15 protein-coding genes and 1 pseudogene are annotated in these 16,410 nt (G+C 53.3%); 10 read left to right on the top strand and 6 right to left on the bottom strand.

Going from position 1 to position 16,410, the window contains the following annotated elements; translation table 11 throughout:
- The first annotated feature begins 320 nt into the window (after positions 1–320).
- Positions 321–2,321 (top strand): adenylate/guanylate cyclase domain-containing protein, encoded by a 2,001-nt coding sequence (locus tag QMP16_RS23215; RefSeq protein WP_282154345.1) that lies wholly within the window; start codon positions 321–323, stop codon positions 2,319–2,321.
- A 398-nt stretch (positions 2,322–2,719) separates the two neighbouring features.
- On the opposite strand, the gene QMP16_RS23210 is transcribed toward QMP16_RS23215, so the two are convergent.
- Entirely contained in the window at positions 2,720–4,108 is a 1,389-nt protein-coding gene (locus QMP16_RS23210) for a tetratricopeptide repeat protein (protein WP_282154344.1), read from the bottom strand.
- A gap of 81 nt (positions 4,109–4,189) precedes the next feature.
- On the opposite strand from QMP16_RS23210, the gene QMP16_RS23205 reads away from it, so the two are divergent.
- The 8 genes and pseudogenes from QMP16_RS23205 to QMP16_RS23175 all read left to right on the top strand — a co-directional run bounded on the left by QMP16_RS23205 (position 4,190) and on the right by QMP16_RS23175 (position 10,685).
- On the top strand, positions 4,190–4,498 hold the full coding sequence (locus QMP16_RS23205) for a hypothetical protein (protein WP_282154343.1): 309 nt from the start codon (positions 4,190–4,192) through the stop codon (positions 4,496–4,498).
- 4 nt (positions 4,499–4,502) lie between these two features.
- Complete coding sequence (gene gntH / locus QMP16_RS23200) at positions 4,503–5,957, top strand: guanitoxin biosynthesis MBL fold metallo-hydrolase GntH (protein ID WP_282154342.1); 1,455 nt, start codon at positions 4,503–4,505, stop codon at positions 5,955–5,957.
- Between the two features lie 205 nt (positions 5,958–6,162).
- Positions 6,163–6,348, top strand: a pseudogene (locus QMP16_RS23740) (biotin/lipoyl-binding protein); the annotation flags it as partial.
- A 15-nt stretch (positions 6,349–6,363) separates the two neighbouring features.
- Positions 6,364–7,149, top strand: coding sequence for an HlyD family secretion protein (locus tag QMP16_RS23195; protein ID WP_348774637.1), 786 nt, complete (start codon positions 6,364–6,366; stop codon positions 7,147–7,149).
- Between the two features lie 29 nt (positions 7,150–7,178).
- On the top strand, positions 7,179–7,865 hold the full coding sequence (locus QMP16_RS23190) for an ABC transporter ATP-binding protein (RefSeq protein WP_058274488.1): 687 nt from the start codon (positions 7,179–7,181) through the stop codon (positions 7,863–7,865).
- A complete protein-coding gene (locus QMP16_RS23185) occupies positions 7,865–9,268 on the top strand; it encodes an ABC transporter permease (protein WP_282154341.1) in 1,404 nt (467 codons plus the stop codon). Before QMP16_RS23190 ends, QMP16_RS23185 begins: the two co-directional genes overlap by 1 nt.
- Before the next feature lie 18 nt (positions 9,269–9,286).
- Positions 9,287–9,940: a DUF3299 domain-containing protein gene (locus tag QMP16_RS23180; RefSeq protein WP_282154340.1), complete on the top strand. Its 654-nt coding sequence runs from the start codon at positions 9,287–9,289 to the stop codon at positions 9,938–9,940.
- A gap of 388 nt (positions 9,941–10,328) precedes the next feature.
- The gene (locus QMP16_RS23175) at positions 10,329–10,685 is read left to right on the top strand and encodes a hypothetical protein (RefSeq protein WP_282154339.1); all 357 of its coding nucleotides are present in this window, start codon (positions 10,329–10,331) and stop codon (positions 10,683–10,685) included.
- A gap of 66 nt (positions 10,686–10,751) precedes the next feature.
- Here QMP16_RS23175 and QMP16_RS23170 read toward each other — a convergent pair whose 3' ends face one another.
- From QMP16_RS23170 to QMP16_RS23150, 5 genes are all read right to left on the bottom strand, one after another.
- On the bottom strand, positions 10,752–11,765 hold the full coding sequence (locus QMP16_RS23170; protein WP_282154338.1) for an alpha/beta fold hydrolase: 1,014 nt from the start codon (positions 11,763–11,765) through the stop codon (positions 10,752–10,754).
- A 19-nt stretch (positions 11,766–11,784) separates the two neighbouring features.
- A complete protein-coding gene (locus QMP16_RS23165) occupies positions 11,785–13,224 on the bottom strand; it encodes a glutamine synthetase family protein (protein ID WP_282154337.1) in 1,440 nt (479 codons plus the stop codon).
- Positions 13,225–13,327: 103 nt separating this feature from the next.
- Entirely contained in the window at positions 13,328–13,726 is a 399-nt protein-coding gene (locus tag QMP16_RS23160) for an AraC family ligand binding domain-containing protein (protein WP_282154336.1), read from the bottom strand.
- A 4-nt stretch (positions 13,727–13,730) separates the two neighbouring features.
- Positions 13,731–14,165 carry a lactoylglutathione lyase gene (gene gloA, locus QMP16_RS23155; protein WP_085823161.1) on the bottom strand — a complete coding sequence of 145 codons (435 nt, stop codon included), beginning with the start codon at positions 14,163–14,165 and terminating at the stop codon, positions 13,731–13,733.
- A gap of 19 nt (positions 14,166–14,184) precedes the next feature.
- Positions 14,185–15,276: an aromatic ring-hydroxylating oxygenase subunit alpha gene (locus tag QMP16_RS23150; protein ID WP_282154335.1), complete on the bottom strand. Its 1,092-nt coding sequence runs from the start codon at positions 15,274–15,276 to the stop codon at positions 14,185–14,187.
- 433 nt (positions 15,277–15,709) lie between these two features.
- Here QMP16_RS23150 and QMP16_RS23145 point away from each other — a divergent pair, with 433 nt between their 5' ends.
- Positions 15,710–16,246: an Lrp/AsnC family transcriptional regulator gene (locus QMP16_RS23145; protein ID WP_282154334.1), complete on the top strand. Its 537-nt coding sequence runs from the start codon at positions 15,710–15,712 to the stop codon at positions 16,244–16,246.
- Positions 16,247–16,410 lie beyond the last annotated feature (164 nt).

Raw genomic sequence — 16,410 nt, 5'->3', positions numbered from 1 at the left:
GAAACCATCATCCCGATGGATCAAAGGCCGATGATGCACTAACAATCAAATTGGACCAGTCAGATGAGAATGCTCAACCTGTGCAAAGCGCCTAGCAATTTGCCAACGTCAGAAACGGCGGTTGGAGTTCATGCGCTCGCTTCAACAAAGTCCTTTGCTTCTAACTAACAGTTGCGTGAGATATCGCGTCTGGGTCTAAGAAAACTTTGCTCTCTTAGCTGTCTCAATTCAATACTCAAACACGTGGCTTTTTGGCGGAGAGTTTATTGCGATTTAGTGTAGGCATTGCTGTGTCAATTCTGGTGGCTATGTCTATCGGAGTGTCGACGTTTATTGTTCATTCCCTGTGGTGGACAACAGCGCGCGACAATAGCCGCATGCTTGCAGCAGAAATAAACGGCCAGATCGCAAACACTGTCCGTATCGAGGTGGGCGTGACACTCAGGTCGGCCGAAGCCGCCTGGGCGGCCGTTCGCACGATCTTTGTTCAGAACGTCATCGCGACACGACAGGCCGACAAGCGGGAGTTTGTTTTTCTGTCACAATTGCAGGCACAGCCGAATATCTCATGGATGTTTTTCGGCTGGCCTGACGGGAATTTTTTCGCGTCACATCGCCTGGGTGACGGTGGGCTTGAGATGATTGAAATCGATGAGGGAATCCGCGACCGAATGCTGCGGAAAGACCGCTACATCTTCATTCCCGGTGACATACAGTTCGAAGAGCGGACCTTTACCGAAACATCCTATGATCCGCGCGAACATGCCTGGTTTAGAAACTTCATGGGCCTCAACTCCGCTGGGTGGATCGAAGCGCGCGACCTTCCGGATAGTGACAGAACCGTTTACGCCTATGCCGGTCCGATAGACGTCAATAGAACGCGGCAAGGCGTTCTGGCCGTTGCGATCGAAACGGATCGTTTGTCACGGTTTCTTGCAACGCTTGCGCCCGGCGAATTTGGCGCGGCATTTATCCTGAACGCCGATGGAAAAGTCATTGCGGTCCCCGATGCAGAAGCGGATGAGGTTACTCCGGCGCGCATGGGCGAGGGCAAGCTTTATGAAGTCGCCATGATCTCGGGCGAAAGGCTGTTGGCGGACCCACAAGCAAATGCCTCTGGCACATTGACGAAACGTGTCGTCATTGACGGCGTGCCTTATGCGGTGGCGCTGACGCCTCTGGGGTTTTACGGCTGGCGCGTTGCCACAGTCATACCTGAATCGGCCTTTCTTTCGGGCATCGACGAGACGCTGATCAATCTGATTTACGTTTTGATCATTGTGGTGGTTGTTGCAACCGGATTAGCGATCTGGCTGATCCGCAAAGTTGTGGCAAATCCGCTGGCACGCATCGCCGAGGACCTTGGTAAAATTGAGCGCTTTGACGTCGAGCAAATTGAGCGCAGACCGTCCAAACTGTCTGAGCTTTCCAATCTTTCTGCGGCCACCGCCAGCATGGCGGCTGGTTTGTCGGCATTCCGAAAATACGTACCCACAGATCTCGTGCGCATGCTGCTTGCTGAGGGTATCAAGATACAGCCCGGCGGAGAGATGAAGCAGATCTCTGTTTTATTCTGCGACGTCACGGGTTTCACTGGGCTGTCCGAGAAACTTGGCCCCAAGATTACCCAACTGATGGAGCCCTTCTTTAGCGCGGCCTCCACGGCTATCGCTAAAAATGGTGGGACGATCGACAAATTCATGGGTGATGCTGTGATGGCGTTTTGGGGGGCGCCGCGCAAGGATGTGAACCACGCTGAAAACGCTTGCCGCGCAGCATTGGACCTTGTTGCCGCAGTGGACGCGTCCGGAATTGAAGATGATGACGGCACTCCCTTGCGAGTCAGGATCGGGCTGAACAGCGGCGAGGCTTTGGTCGGAAATATCGGATCAGAGCAGCGGTTGAACTACACCGCGATTGGCGATGTCGTGAATGTTGCAAGCCGGTTGGAAGGAGCCAACAAAGATTATGGCACGCTGATCCTCATTGGGCCGGAAACGAGACAACAGGCGGCCGGCACAATCGTGGTGCGCGAACTGGACACGCTTACCGTATTTGGACGCATTGAAGAACTGGTGGTCTACGAACTGATAGCGATGGCAAATGGGTGTGACGGGTCATTTGCCTGGATAGAGGCCTATGAACAAGGCCTTGCGCACTACCGGGCAGGGCAGTTTGAAGAAGCTGTTGCCGCATTTGAGGTTGCGGACCGAACACGAAATGGAGATCCCGCCTCAGTCGCCATGATGGCCCGCGCCCAAAGCCTGTTAGACAGGCCTCCACCGGAAGACTGGCGCGCAATTACAAGCACCAAAAAATAGTAGTAGTCAGATCCGATCAAATTAAGATGTTTAGGTCCTGGGCTTTTTCCCGGACAAGATACCAACTGATTGCGCGCATGAGCGGCGGTGATTTGGGCCGCGTTTCGGGAAAGTCCGACAATCCGCGTGTTTTATTAGCTCAGCACGCCGTGGACTGCACAGTCGCAGCGAATGTCCGTAAACCGGGACGCGACCGCGGCACAGCTAACCTTGGTCGAGTGACCGGTATGGGCCGTCATTATAAAAGAGAGATTAGTTTTTCAGCCCGATATTGCTGGGCTTCCAAGGTCCGTAATTTCGGGGTGCACTTACACCATCAGGGTATGTTTGTATCTTGGTGGTAAAACACACTCGAAGCAATTGAGCCTGTCCCCTGTCGCCACTCGAAGGAGTTTCTCTTAAAAACGCCATCCCGCATCTGTTAAGGCTGAAATCACTTCGTCCGATAGATTTGGACTGGAATAAAATGCTGCTAGAACAAGATCCGGCCTGAACTCTGGCCACGACTGTTTCAGTTTATTCAAGGTTGCATGTGCCTCTTTGGATTCGCCCAACCTTTGATAGGAAGCCGCCAAAAATACCAAAGACAGTGCACTGACGGGGTCACCATTGTCATTCGCAAATTTCAAAGACGCGATTGCTTCCCTAAACTCACCGATGTGAAAACTGGCAACCGCGTGAATGTTCCTGTGGGCAAACCGATGACTTCCTATCTCTCTGGGGTGGCTTGGGTCGCTGACGTCATACGCTTCTTCAAAGCGACCCACAACCAGTAGTATCACGCCGCGAAAGTCCAGAACGTTTCCGTCATTGGGTCGAAGCGACTGGGCGAGTGCTGAATACTCCAAAGCTCTGTCATAGTCGCGAGAAACATAAGATACCCATGCCATTGCCGATTGGCTCCAGCCGTTTGAGGGCGCAATGTCCACAGCTTTCTGTGCCATTTGTCCTGAATTCAGTATCAGCGCGTCACGCTCTTCCTCGCTTCGCGTTAGTAGAGCCTGGGTTCCCAGACTATGGGCCAATCCGGCATATCCACAGTAAAAATCGGGAGCCTCATTTATTGCCATTCTAAATATGTCGCTGGCCAGGATCTGGTTATCGATAGTTGCGATTGGAAAGAGCAGGCCCCGAGCTTGATCGCAGTAGTTTGACGCCTGTACTGCAGCGGGTGATTTAGCGGAAAGAGCCTTTCGCTCAAGTGAGCGCGCGGATGTCTTTGGGTTTAGATCAACAATCTGTTCCATGCGCCCGCCCAAGATGTAAGCAAGAGCAATGATCGCTATGGTGACAGCAGGGATGCCAATCAGCCAGGGTAATCCTGGCCTGAATGGCGTGTGATCGACATTGCTCTGAATTGTACCAGAGCGGTCCTCGAACCAAGGCGCGTAGCCGCCGCTATCAATGTGAATGCGCAGATCGTCTTCAGCACCTGCCGTTTCATAGTACTGCTGAAGTTTTCGCCGTAACCGCCCCGCATCCACACGAACAACGTTGATGTGGCCGTCATCACTGGCAAAACTCTTGAAGTAAACATCCTGAGCGATTGTTTTGCCAAGAATAGCCTCGGATCTACCCGCAATGGCCTCTTCGACAACGTAGCTCAGAAAATTCCGAAGGCGTTCCGCCTTGCCAAATATGTCACTCGCCAATACCTGGTCCAGCGCGTACTTCACACGGGTCGCGTGACGTTCCGGATCAAGGGTCAATTCTCTGTCGGGCATCTGAAACTTCAAGTTTCTCTGTATTTTCAATTCCATACTGTCAAAGGAATATTTGAATGTCACCCTAATTTCACGGTGTCACCCTTCCGCGTTGCGCGTTGTGCCCTCAGCCTGGTGCCCAGAGATGGACTAGGCGCCAGGGCAATGACGGATATCAACTTACTAGAGCTCGCTTTTCCGGACCAAATCAGCCGCATCCGCATCATGCGAAAGAACCATCGTGGATTCGAGGCACTTTGCGGGGACTTCGAGTTGCTCTCAGCCGAGTTGGAGAGGGCCCGGAAGGTCAATGAGCAGACGTCACCATGTTTGATCGATCCTGTCACCGAAAGCCTTGACGGGTTGGCAGAGGAAATCGCCGAGCATCTCTCTCGATTCACCAATTCAGAGATTGTCCCGAAAGCCATTTCAGAAGTGGTTCCCATATTCACCCAGGCTCGAACAAAGGACTGAAAAAATGCTGCAAGACAGACAGAGGAAGTCAATTAAGTCACTCAGCGCACTCGCCACCGCGGCGACATTGTTCGCCACAAGTGCGTTCGGTCAGGCTCCTCCGGTACAGGAGCCCTCATCCCAAGAAGATATTGAGGCTGCACTGACTGGCGGCGTCCCAATGGGGCGTTGGAAAGAGGGTCTGACCTTTGAGGGCATCTCTCCTCAACCGTGGTTGAAAAGTGCGGCAAACTGGTTCCCACGCACCGAAGATGTACAGCCCAACGAGATGAGAATTATCTTCATGGGATCTGCCCCATTCATTCGTCCTGGGCAAATGAACACGGCGATTCTTGTTGAGCTGGGTAACGGTAAGATATTCATGTTTGACATTGGTGAGGGCTCACCAGCGAACATCATTGCCAGTGGCTATGCACTGAATGAAATTACCGATGTATTCATCACGCACCTGCACGTAGACCACTTTGGTGGGTTGCCGTACCTGTGGATGTTCGGAACCTGGGCCGGTGGATGGCACGAGCAGTTGACCGTCCACGGCCCATCCGGCCGCACCAAGGAGTACGGCACCGCAACGATGGTAGAAGGCATGAAAATGATGACCGGCTGGCACCGGGATGCGTTCAGCGTCTTCCCCGTTGGCAAAGGTTGGGACATCGAAGTCAACGAATTTGATTTCCGTGACAATGGTGGCGTGATCTATGATGAAGACGGGGTCAAAGTCACGCACTGGCAAAGAAGCCATGCCAAGGACGGTGCGTCCGGATACCGGATGGACTGGAATGGCATGTGCTTTATATGGACAGGTGACGGTCGACCGAACATGATCGACATTCCTTTTGCCAAAGGTTGTGATGTCTTCGTCACGGAACAGCAGCAGGAAATCATCGAAATCTCATCCGGAGTTCAAGGCGTGCCGCCTTTCCTGGGGCGTTATACCGTCGACACCCATCACACGCCCAGTTATGCGGCCGGCTACATTGCCAATCTGGTTCAACCCCGGCTTCTGATGAATACTCACATGAGCTATGACCCCTATCAGATCGAGGAAACCGTAGCGGAGATCCGAGAACACTGGAAAGGCCCCTATCACTTTGGAGCGCCTGACGGGATCGTTGTGAACGTCACCAAAGATCAGATATGGGTTCGCGAAGGCATATTGCCCGAGTTTCCAAACTCTCGAGCGCCGCAGTTTGACTTTAGCAATGGTCAGTTGATCGTGCCGAAGCCACCCCATCGGCGCGAAGACATTCAAGAACCCTACGTGCGCGATATGGAGATCGATCCTAAGCTGTACTATCCTGAGGGATATCATCCTGAGCTGCTGACCGAGTGGCCAGTTGATGACGACCTTGTTGTTCCTCTGGAAGCGCTTCCCGAAAACCTGAAAGAGAGTATGGGCGCGGCGTGGCGCCATCGTGAAGCCAACCGCAAAGTGTTGGAAGAACAAGGTGACAAATAAGTCATCATGACAAACAGGGCGATCACTCGTAAGTTCGGGTGGTCGTTCGAACTTTCCGGAAACATCACGAAGGAATGAAAACTTGTTAATCGTACTTGGCCTCTACTTTGGAATAGTCTGGCTGGTCTTTTCCAAGTTTCACCTTCTCCCCTGGAATGGGTTCTGGAAAACTCTAGCCTACGGTGTAGCCGCTGTTATCGCTCTGGTGGTCATCGGTGCGTTGAACCACACAACTCCGACTGGCCCGGTATCCATTCAGGGTGTTTCAACGAATATTGCTCCGAACGTGGCGGGCACGGTTACAGAAGTCGTTGTGGAGCCAAACCAGGAAGTCGCAAAGGGCGAGACCCTATTCCGGATAGATAATGAGGTTTTCAAAGCCGAGGTTTCCCGGCTCGAAGCTGTCTTGGAAACTGCAAAGTCATCTGCCGACCAACTGGTATCAGATTTATCAGCTGCCGAGGCCGAGATTGAATCCCTGACTGCTCAGCTGACTTTCGGAATTCAGCGTCGTGATGACATCATCCGTTTGGAAGAACGCGGGGCATCAACCACGTTCCAACTGCAAGAAGCTGTCTCAACCATCGACCAGTTGACCGCGAATATCCGCGCAGCAGAAGCCCGGAAGACAAGCCTTGAGCGACGTATCGCCGCGAAGATCGACGGGCGTGACGCAGGTGTTGTGGAGGCCGAGCAGACACTTGCGCAAGCTCTTTGGGATTTAGAGCAAACAGTTGTAAAAGCGCCGGGAAACGGCGTTGTCACGGCTGTATCACTACGGCCAGGTAACCGCGCCACTCCGCTACAAGGGGCAATAACTTTTGTCAAACCTGGGGACTATGCAGTAATTGCTACTCTGCCCCAATCTAGTCGCGCTAACGTTTCGGTCGGTGATGAAATCCGGCTTGCTTTTAGAACGGAACCCGGTGGAGAAATTACCGGCCGTATTTCCGATTTTCCGGTCGGAACTGTCGAAGGTACTGTTGATCTAAGATCAGGTCTTCCCTCATTGCGCGAACTAGCCGGGATATCCAGCTACATCGTATTGGTTGAACTACCTGCAGATGCAGACAGTAATTCCTTGCAATTTGGAACGTCAGGAACAGCTTTGGTCAAGACAGACAAAGCCGGAGCCATTGGTGTTTTGGCAGAGATCCTTTTCTGGATCACTAAAAAGCTCAATTATCTTTGAAAAACCAAGCCAAAGCATCTGTGTCATCAATGAAAACTGTCGAACTCAAATCCTTGGTGTTTCGGTGGCCCGGTCAACCTGACCCGGTACTCTCAGTCGATAGCTTCGATCTTGAGGCCGGAGAAAGCGTGTTTATGAGAGGCCCCAGTGGCAGCGGAAAGACCACGTTGCTCTCGGCAATTGCTGGCGTGATCGATGTACCGCAAAGCGCGGTTCGCGTTGCAGGCACGGATGTAGGGGCTTTGGCCGGAGGTGATCGTGACCGTTTTCGCGTGGATCATTTGGGGATTGTTTTCCAGGTCTTTAATCTCTTGCCTTGGCTCAGTGCGCTTGAAAACACGTTGCTGCCCTGCCGGTTTTCAGCGCAACGGCGCAATCGGTCGGGGCCAGACCCCAAAGCTACCGCAACACGGTTGCTAAGTGAGCTGGGTCTCGAGGATGCTGAGCTGATCAATCGACCTGCCAGCGCACTGAGTGTTGGGCAGCAACAACGCGTTGCGGCGGCGCGTGCTCTGATAGGGGCGCCTGAAGTAGTTTTGGCGGATGAACCCACCTCGGCTTTGGATGAGGAAGCGAAAGACACGTTTGTCCAGTTGTTGTTGAAGGAATGCAAAGCATCAGGGGCGAGTTTGTTATTTGTCAGCCATGATCGCAGCCTAGAAAAACACTTCGATCGGAGCGTTGACTTGCCGATGCTGAACGCAGGCAAAACGTGATGTTCAATCTTTGTTATAAAAGCCTTCTCAATCGCCGCTTTATCGCTGCGTTAACTGTTCTTAGCATTGCCTTGAGCGTGGCTTTGATTGTTGGGGTTGAACGACTGCGAACAGAGGCACGAGCGGGTTTTGCCAATTCTGCATCAGGGATCGACCTGATTATTGCGGCACGCGGAAACGATGTGCAGATCCTGATGGCAACGGTTTTTGGTGTCGGCACAACTGGCGCTGGTATCAGCTGGGACAGCTACGAGAAGATCGAAGATCTGCCCCAGATAAGCTGGACAGTGCCGATCATGATGGGTGACAACCATCGTGGATATCCCGTGATCGGAACGTCCGAGCAATATTTTGACCACTTTCGTCATAGTGGCGGCCAGCAACTGATATTTGCTGAAGGTGTTCCGTTTAAATCTCCAGATGGCGCAGTGATTGGAGCAAAAGTTGCTCAGGCTTTCGGGTACACGTCAGGCACTGAAATCGTGAATGCCCATGGCTCAGGGGAAGTCGCCTTTGATGTGCACGACGAAGCGCCATTCACAGTGACCGGCGTGCTGGGGCATACCGGGACGGCCGTCGACAGAATGGTTTTTGTCTCACTCGATGGTTTTGACGCCTTGCACGAAGAACCGGCAGTAGCGGTTGCGGATCCGTTCGCTTTAGTCGATGCACCTGAAGTCGCCGAAGAACACGAAGACCATGACCATGTGGAGTTAGACGAGTCTGACGAGCACGAAGAAGGCCATCAGGAACATGACGACCGTCATGCTCACGGAAGCGGCCATGAAGACGAGGGGCAAACTGTCACGACCTCTGACGGGCACGATCACGATGGCCATGATCATGAACCGGGGACCATCAACGCGATTTTTGCCGGGCTGGAGGAGAAAACGGCGGTGCTTTCAGTTCAACGGCAACTGGCAGACCATCGCGACGAGGCACTGACCGCTGTTCTTCCTAATGTTGCGCTGTTGCAGCTTTGGTCGATTACCAGTACGGCCGAGACAGCGCTGCGTCTGATGGCAGGCGCTGTGGCAGTGGCCGGAATGATCGGCATGGTGGTCATGTTGTCTGCTTCACTCGACAACCGGCGGCGTGAATTTGCGATCCTTCGATCCGTGGGCGCAACACCAGCCGGCGTCTTTTCCCTGATCTTGCTTGAAGCCGTTTTATTGTTGTCGGCCGGCATCGTGCTTGGAGTAATCGCGCTCAGCGCTCTCACGCTCGTGATAGATCCGCTTCTTGCCGCAAATTTTGGGCTTCGCATCGGTGTTGGCCCGCCGAGTTTTCGCGAGGTTCTTCTCATAGCCATCGTTTTCTGCTCTGGTCTTCTTGCCAGTATTATACCTGCGTTAAGGGTGTACCGTATGACGCTATCAGACGGACTGTCGATGCGGCTTTGAATAAGAGGATCCGCTGAAATGAAGACCATTGCACATTTTCTGAATATCTTATTCGCCCTTGCGATTGCGGGGCCTCTTCTAGCAGCGGATCCGCGCAACATAAGTTGGCAAGATCTCCTTCCTGAAGAGCGGCCTTACCACGATCCTTTTGCCACCCTAGAATATTCTCAGGTCAATGCGTTGGCCATGCTTTATCGGATTGAGATTCTGCATGCGGACACTGCGGATGACGAAAAGCGCGCCGAAGCGTTTCAGATCCGCGAAGACCTCGTATCTCAAGGTCTTGACCCAGATTGGTTGTTTGAACAACGCGAAATTGTGATGAACCAACGGTTGATTGCCGCGCGCGAACCGAACCTTGACCTTTTGGGGGAGAACGTGCGTCTTCCCGGCTATCTCCTTCCCCTGGATATTGTCGACCAGAAGGCGGTCGAATTCCTTCTGGTTCCTACAGTTGGAGCCTGCATTCACACACCACCACCTCCAGCCAATCAGATGGTTTATGTGCGATACGAACAAGGCTTCAAAATCGACGAGTTATATAAGCCTGTCTGGATAAGCGGGGAAATGCGGGCACTGAGCAGGTCCCAGTCACTCAATTACGTGGACGGCCAGGCAAATATCGAAACCTCATATGCGATGGATGCGCTGTCGGTAGAAATCTATGACTGATCAGTCAGACTAGAGGTCCGTTCTATGGCTTCGCGGGGGACATCTTTGTGCCGCGACTCTGTTTCAGGATCGATTATTCTTGTAGAGGTAACTCTGCAAATTTGATCTGAACCCCCATGATGATCGAAACGGTGTTTTTTCTTGATCGACCTTTTTCTGACCATGCCAAGTCGCGCGTGCGGATTTCACAAGTAGGCGCTGATGCGATGCCATCAGACAAGCAACCGTGCGTGCTAAACATCAATCCACTGCAATAGTCGGTCACGACCAAGTTCTTAAGTGGATCAGGCTGTTCTGCCTGACATGCCAAAACAGCGTCGATGGCTTTTGATGACCCACTCGGATCGAGATCTATTTCGGTTTAACTTTCATCAATTATAGTGACGCTTTGGCGTTTTTCGAATTCGTTTACAAACGCAGGGTTGTCGAAGAATGCGTAACCCCCGATGATACCATTCTTAAAAACACCTCCGGCTTCGCCTTCAAACCATGCGTCACCAAAATCGAAGTTCACGATGATAGTCGGCCCGTCCTCATTCTGAACTCAGGTCGGTTTGTAAGCGGCGAAGAAGCCGCCAGCCTGATTGGGCGCGACGCAATTTTCGACTGTCATCACGCCTTCGAAGGGCTTCCACGTGAAGCGGCCATTTCCTTTCTCAGGATCGATCAAAATTGTCCAATCGCCAGACTCACCCTGCCGCTCCATACCTGCGGCAAGAGCGGCACTCGCGAAAAGCACTACTGATGCGGTCAGCTGCCGTCTGTTGATCTGGAACCTCAATGCGTAAGGCCCCCAGCTATTCACCAAGTGTTAATCTTCTAAAAGTTCCCGAATATTGGCATCTAGCTGCGCAGTGAAACCTCTGTCATTGCCTGGGTTGGCAGCGCAATGGCCCCAAGGGGAATTGTAAGGGCGGAAGACGGCGCGAGGTATGTAGTGGGCCTCAATTTCATTGTCCTCGGGAGGGAAATATAGATCCTGAGTACAAGGCATCAGAATGGCACGAGCCTTGATGGCACCTAGCGCCAGTTCAAAATCTTCATTGTAAAGCGGCCCGGCTGAGATGTCGCCTGCCTGCCAAGTGGCAAGCTTTGCCAGTAAGTTGTTGGCATCCCAGCCCTGCACATGGTCCTGCTCCCAATCCTGCATCAGTTCTTCAATGGATTGAAATCCCAGCTGCCGATATAGCCCCTCGCGATAGAAGGTCTGAGAGAAGGCCCAGCCTGCGTAAACCCGGCCAAAGGCGCTAAGCCCAGCCTCGGGTGGGCTGTCATAATTACCGCCGTTCCAATTCTGATCCGCACAAAGGGCGGCCTTGACCCCTTCGAGGAAGACAAAATTATGCGGTGAGGTCTTGGCCGAGGCGCAGAAAGGCAGGATCGCTTGGACTATGTCCGGGTATTGCGCCGCCCACTGGTAGGATTGGCAGCCCGCCATTGACCAGCCAGCGACTAGGGCGATTTTCTCGATCCCCAGGTGATCATGGATCAACCGATGCTGGGCAGCGATGTTGTCCCACATCTGCACCAGCGGAAATCGCGGGCCGTCCTGCGGCGCAGGCGTGTTCGATGGCGACGATGAGCGACCATTACCGAACAGGTTCGGACTGACGATAAAATGGCGGCTTGGATCAATCGCGCGACCCGGGCCAAAGAACCCCTCGTTACGGGAATTTGTGCCGGTATAAAAGGTGGGCAGAACGATGACATTGTCACGGGCGGCCGACATTGTTCCGTAGGTCTGATAGGCAAGCTTGGCATCCTTCAATACCTCGCCCGACAAAAGCGGAAAGTCGCCCAGCTCGTAAATCTCAAAATCCGGCACCACCTGATCCTTTCCTGTTTTAGTAGAGCCGCAGATATTCCTGCACTTCCCAATCGGTGACCGATTGGTGATACCGCTCCCACTCATCGTTTTTGTATTCGAGATAAGAACTACGCATCACCGGGCCCATCACATGTTCCGCCATGGCATCGCCACGCAAAGCCTCAATCGCGTTATAGAGCGTTCGCGGCAATCGGCGGATTCCGAGCTTGGCAAGTTCAGCTTCGGTCTTAGAATAGAGATCAAAATCCGTTGGTTCGCCCGGGTCGATCTTATCTTTGATGCCCTTAACACTACAGCTCAGATGCATCGCCATTGCCAGATAGACGTTCATGGTCATGTCGCAGGCACGGTTTTCGATGCAGTGACGGCTTTGCGGCAGGCGGAACTGGGCCGAGCGATTGTTGAAGCCATATGTGATATTGGTCGGAGCCCAGGTGACGGTGCCGCCTTCAAAACCGCCAACGCGCGGCACCAACCCGTTATAGGAATTCACTGTCGGACAGGTGATTGCCGTGATCGCTTCGGCGTGCTGCATCAATCCGCCCACTGCCCAGCGACTCTCGTCGCTCCAGTCGCCATCAGGGGTCTCAAAAATGTTTTCGCCGGGGCGACTTTCATGCTGCATCGACAGGTTGATATGCGCCCCGGACCGCCAGTCCCCCACAGTTGGCTTTGGCATGAAGGTCACAAAAAGCCCATGCTGCTTGGCCACCTCTTTCAATGTAATGCGCAGAAAAGCCAACCGGTCGGACATTTCCAGCAGGTTGGTGTAGTGGAAATCAAGCTCAAACTGGGAGTACGCACCCTCGGCCACCACGTCATGCAAGTTCCAGCCCAAACCTTCGATGATGTCGATCAGGGTTTTTAGGAATGGCATTGAGTCGATTGAATACTCAACATCATAGCCAAATGCCTGACGACGCGGACGAAGTCCATCTGCAGGGTCATCGTCAAATGCCTTAACGGGCTGCCCGGCGTCGTCATATTTCATCACGATAAACTCGGGTTCTACCCCGGCGTAACCAGTGTACCCTTCCAGCGCGGCCTCGTGCATGGCACGTTTCAGGGCCTGACGCGGGCAGACATTATAGGGTGCGTCTTCCCAGTAGAGATCCGAGAAGATGATCGCCATCGATGTGTCCCACGGACAGACGTAGACGGCATCGAGATCCGGAACCACCACCTGATCGCTGTCGGCGGGGCTTAGCTCGGGCACGTACGAAATCGAATGCACCGCGAATTGCGGGCCTTTTCCAAGGCATAGCGGTTCAAAATCACTCATCGGTACGGGTTTTGTTTTTGGAATACCGTGCAGGTCAATCCAGGCGGCCATCACGTATTTGACACCAGCCTCCTCCAGACGTTGCCGTACCTCTGCGATACGCGGGCGGTTACGCTCGACAGCGTCATGGAAAGTCTCGTAGTAGATGCGGGTGCTGGCATTATCCTTGGGCATTCGGCGTCCTCCCATCGAATGGCAATCAGATTTGGTTCACCGAGGGTGACCCCTCAGTGTTGGTGCTGGTTTCGGTTGTTTTGTCGCTCAGCGGATAAGATGTTCAGCCGGGGACAAAATCGTCGGGGTCGATGCCCGGAACCTGCGTGATCACGGCAAGCTGTTTCCAGTTGTGAGGGTAGGCGGCATAGAAGATCACGCATTTGCCGTCCGACTCGTAGGAAATGTGGTTGTCCTTTGGGACAAACAGCACATCACCACGATTGCAAACATAGCTTTTGCCATCGCAAACCAGTCGGAATGTACCCTCCAGGCAATAAATGATCTCGTCGCAGGTCAGATCCCACGGCACCTTGATGTTGTTCAGAACGTTGATACCGCCGCACATGGACTTGCTGAATTCGCTGGTCACCATCGGTTTGATGTAAGTGTCGCTGTCCCCCATCGAGTCGTAACGGTTTTGAACCAGATCGAATTTGAAAAGTTGAGGTGTGTCACCCATTTGGTCAGCCTTCCTGTGCCAAGTGTTTCAGTATGGATTCGTTCAATTCGACCTTGTAACCGTCGGGGTCCTCGCAAAAGGCGATGACCCTTGTGCCGTTTTTCATTGGCCCCGGTGGACGGGTGATGTTTACCCCAGCCGCAGCCAGCTGTTCGCACGCGGCATAAACATCTGGCGTTTCGATGCAGATGTGACCCCAGCCGTCGCCTTTGTCATAAGGCGTGCCCTGATCCCAATTGGCGGTCAGCTCCAGCGTGGGGAATTCGGCCTCAGGCCCATAGCCGATAAACGTGTTGGTGAATTTGCCTTCGGGGTAATCCGTGCGCCGCTGCACTTCCATACCCAGAATTCCGCAATAGAAATCCAATGACTTCTCCATGTCGGTAACCCGCATCATCGTATGGGCCAGACGAAACCCTTTGGATATGGACTTGTTCATCGATATTGTTCCTTCTTGCTTAAGCACCGGCCACGTCGCGCTCGATCAGATCCTGAAAGGCGCGGACGCTGTCCTCCCAAGCGGGCGACAACAGCCCCCCATCCTCGGCGACCGGGGATTTGCGCCCCTCAAACATGCGCTCAACCATCTCGTGATCTTCCTTGTGGACATCCCACCATAGGTTTCTGAGGGCTTGCACTTCCTCGGCGCTCAGTTCCTGGCCTTCTGTCGTGTAAAGTGCTCGGTACTGGCGCATTTTTCCGGCACCGATGGGCACGTTCAGATAGACGCCTAGCTGATCCGGGAAATAGCGGCCCAGAATGAAATTGGGGTACAGGGTCAGATAACGAGAGCTGACACCCAGACTGCCGGATGTGCCCAATTCTTCGTTCAGGTCCACGGCGCTGCCGATGCAGTTGCCGTCGATGAGGGTATAGTGGTTTTCCAACGGCTGATCGGTGGTTGAGGCATGGACAAACTGGACGTGGTAGGGCTCGATAAAGTTCTCCATGATCAGCTTCCAGTTGGTGCCGATCTCACCAAAGTCGAGCAGGCCAATTGGTTCCACTCTGGTGAAATCCATCCCCTCCAGCCGGCTGATCAAAGGCGCGGCATAGTCTTCGAATTCAGGCGCGTTCCCATCAAGATTGACGAAAATCCAATCATGCCAGACATGGGTGCGCACGGGCTTCAGCCGGTGCTCTTTGATGTCAAACCCGTCGAACTCCTGCTTTCCGGTTCCGGCAAAATGCGGTGCAGCTCGCAGGCGTCCATCCAGATCGTAAGCCCAGGCATGATAAGGGCAGCGGATCAGCTTGCCGACATTCTTGGGCTTGTCGACCAATGTCATGCAGCGGTGCAGGCAAACATTGTGAAACACCTGAATATCGCCATCACGACCGCGCACCGCCAGCAGTGGCAAGTCTGCGCAGGTGATTGGATGTGCATCACCGGGATTGGCCATCTGATGGGCAAACCCGATGAACACCCAGTTCTTGGCCAGGACAGTCTGGCATTCCCTCTGCCAGAACTCTTCGCTGCGATACGCCCCGGCAGTCAGCCCGTGCTGAGGCCCGCCAACGGCCTGCGCTCTTTCCTCGGCAATTGTCATTTGTCCTCCCTTCGACACTGCCACCTGCACCCGTCAGTCCAACGACAGGCGCATGGTTTTTCCGTTTCTCGCGGTCTTCTTACTTGCCGGCTCTGTCCCGCCGCGCCGGGACTTGAGGTTTCGACTGCGAATATCGCATTTTTCGTCTAGCGATATTTCGATTTCCGCGACTAATTGGGATTTTGGGGCAAGAATCGGAAATAATCTGGTCAAAAAACGGCATGGTGGTACGAATTTCGAATAACGAGGTCGTGTGGATTGCGAGAGTCGCAATTCCAACGGGGTTTTACAGAAAATTTGGCAATAGGCCCGCGTCACCGTCCTTGGAATCTGCGGTGTCGAGGGCAAAGGATGTCGTTTTCTGCACTTCCTGCCACAGATTTCTTAGCGGAGAATTGCGGATTTCGATGTCCTCACCTAGTCTCAGCTACGAATGCAGCAATCGAGCGTCGGGTATATGGCAGTCAAAAAGCAATCAAACGTGCGCGCCACCGCACAGAGCATTAGGTCCCCAAAGGATGACTTGAACCAACAGATCATCCGGCTGTTGCAGCAAGATGGCCGGATGGCCTTTTCGGAGATTGCGCAGCAGTTGAACGTGTCCGAAGGAACCATCCGCAACAGGGTGAGCGGTCTGCGAGACAATAACATGTTGCGGATCGTCGCGATGTCGGACCCCGTGGCCACAGAGTACACAACCGACGCGATGATTGGGTTGAATGTGGCTGTTGGCGTGACCCCACGCCAGGTGGCGGAGCGGCTTGAAAAGAACCCTCGGGTTGTTTTCATTCTGTGGGTCGCGGGTCGATATGACCTGATCATTGAATTGGTCAGCGACGATGATGACGCATTGAAGGAATTTCTGGAGCATGAAATCCACGCGAATGTCGATATCGCCAATGCCGACGTTATGCCGGGGCTGAAGAACTTCAAGAATCAGTTCCTGCTAAAGCAGCATGTGAGGGAATGATTGGGGAGAAGCCCATCGCTGAAGCCAATAGGGCGAAAGGATTTTGACAGAGTTGTTTTGGGAGGGGCTCTGTTGCGAATTTTTGACGTTGATTTCACGTTAACTTGCCGTTTGGCTGCTCAAGTCCGTAATCAGACATAGGTGACATCGATGAAGTCATCGTC

Source organism: Ruegeria atlantica (genome assembly GCF_947495585.1).
In the GTDB taxonomy this organism is placed as follows: domain Bacteria; phylum Pseudomonadota; class Alphaproteobacteria; order Rhodobacterales; family Rhodobacteraceae; genus Ruegeria; species Ruegeria atlantica_G.
This window is presented reverse-complemented; position numbering and strand designations above follow the sequence as displayed.

Bases quoted from the DNA above. Each gene is read 5' to 3' on its own strand.
- QMP16_RS23150 (WP_282154335.1), bottom strand. From the start codon at position 15,276: ATGACAATTGCCGAGGAAAGAGCGCAGGCCGTTGGCGGGCCTCAGCAC.
- QMP16_RS23160 (WP_282154336.1), bottom strand. From the start codon at position 13,726: ATGGGTGACACACCTCAACTTTTCAAATTCGATCTGGTTCAAAACCGT.
- QMP16_RS23165 (WP_282154337.1), bottom strand. From the start codon at position 13,224: ATGCCCAAGGATAATGCCAGCACCCGCATCTACTACGAGACTTTCCAT.
- QMP16_RS23185 (WP_282154341.1), top strand. From the start codon at position 7,865: ATGTTCAATCTTTGTTATAAAAGCCTTCTCAATCGCCGCTTTATCGCT.
- QMP16_RS23145 (WP_282154334.1), top strand. From the start codon at position 15,710: ATGCAGCAATCGAGCGTCGGGTATATGGCAGTCAAAAAGCAATCAAAC.
- gloA (WP_085823161.1), bottom strand. From the start codon at position 14,165: ATGAACAAGTCCATATCCAAAGGGTTTCGTCTGGCCCATACGATGATG.
- QMP16_RS23180 (WP_282154340.1), top strand. From the start codon at position 9,287: ATGAAGACCATTGCACATTTTCTGAATATCTTATTCGCCCTTGCGATT.
- QMP16_RS23190 (WP_058274488.1), top strand. From the start codon at position 7,179: ATGAAAACTGTCGAACTCAAATCCTTGGTGTTTCGGTGGCCCGGTCAA.
- gntH (WP_282154342.1), top strand. From the start codon at position 4,503: ATGCTGCAAGACAGACAGAGGAAGTCAATTAAGTCACTCAGCGCACTC.
- QMP16_RS23205 (WP_282154343.1), top strand. From the start codon at position 4,190: ATGACGGATATCAACTTACTAGAGCTCGCTTTTCCGGACCAAATCAGC.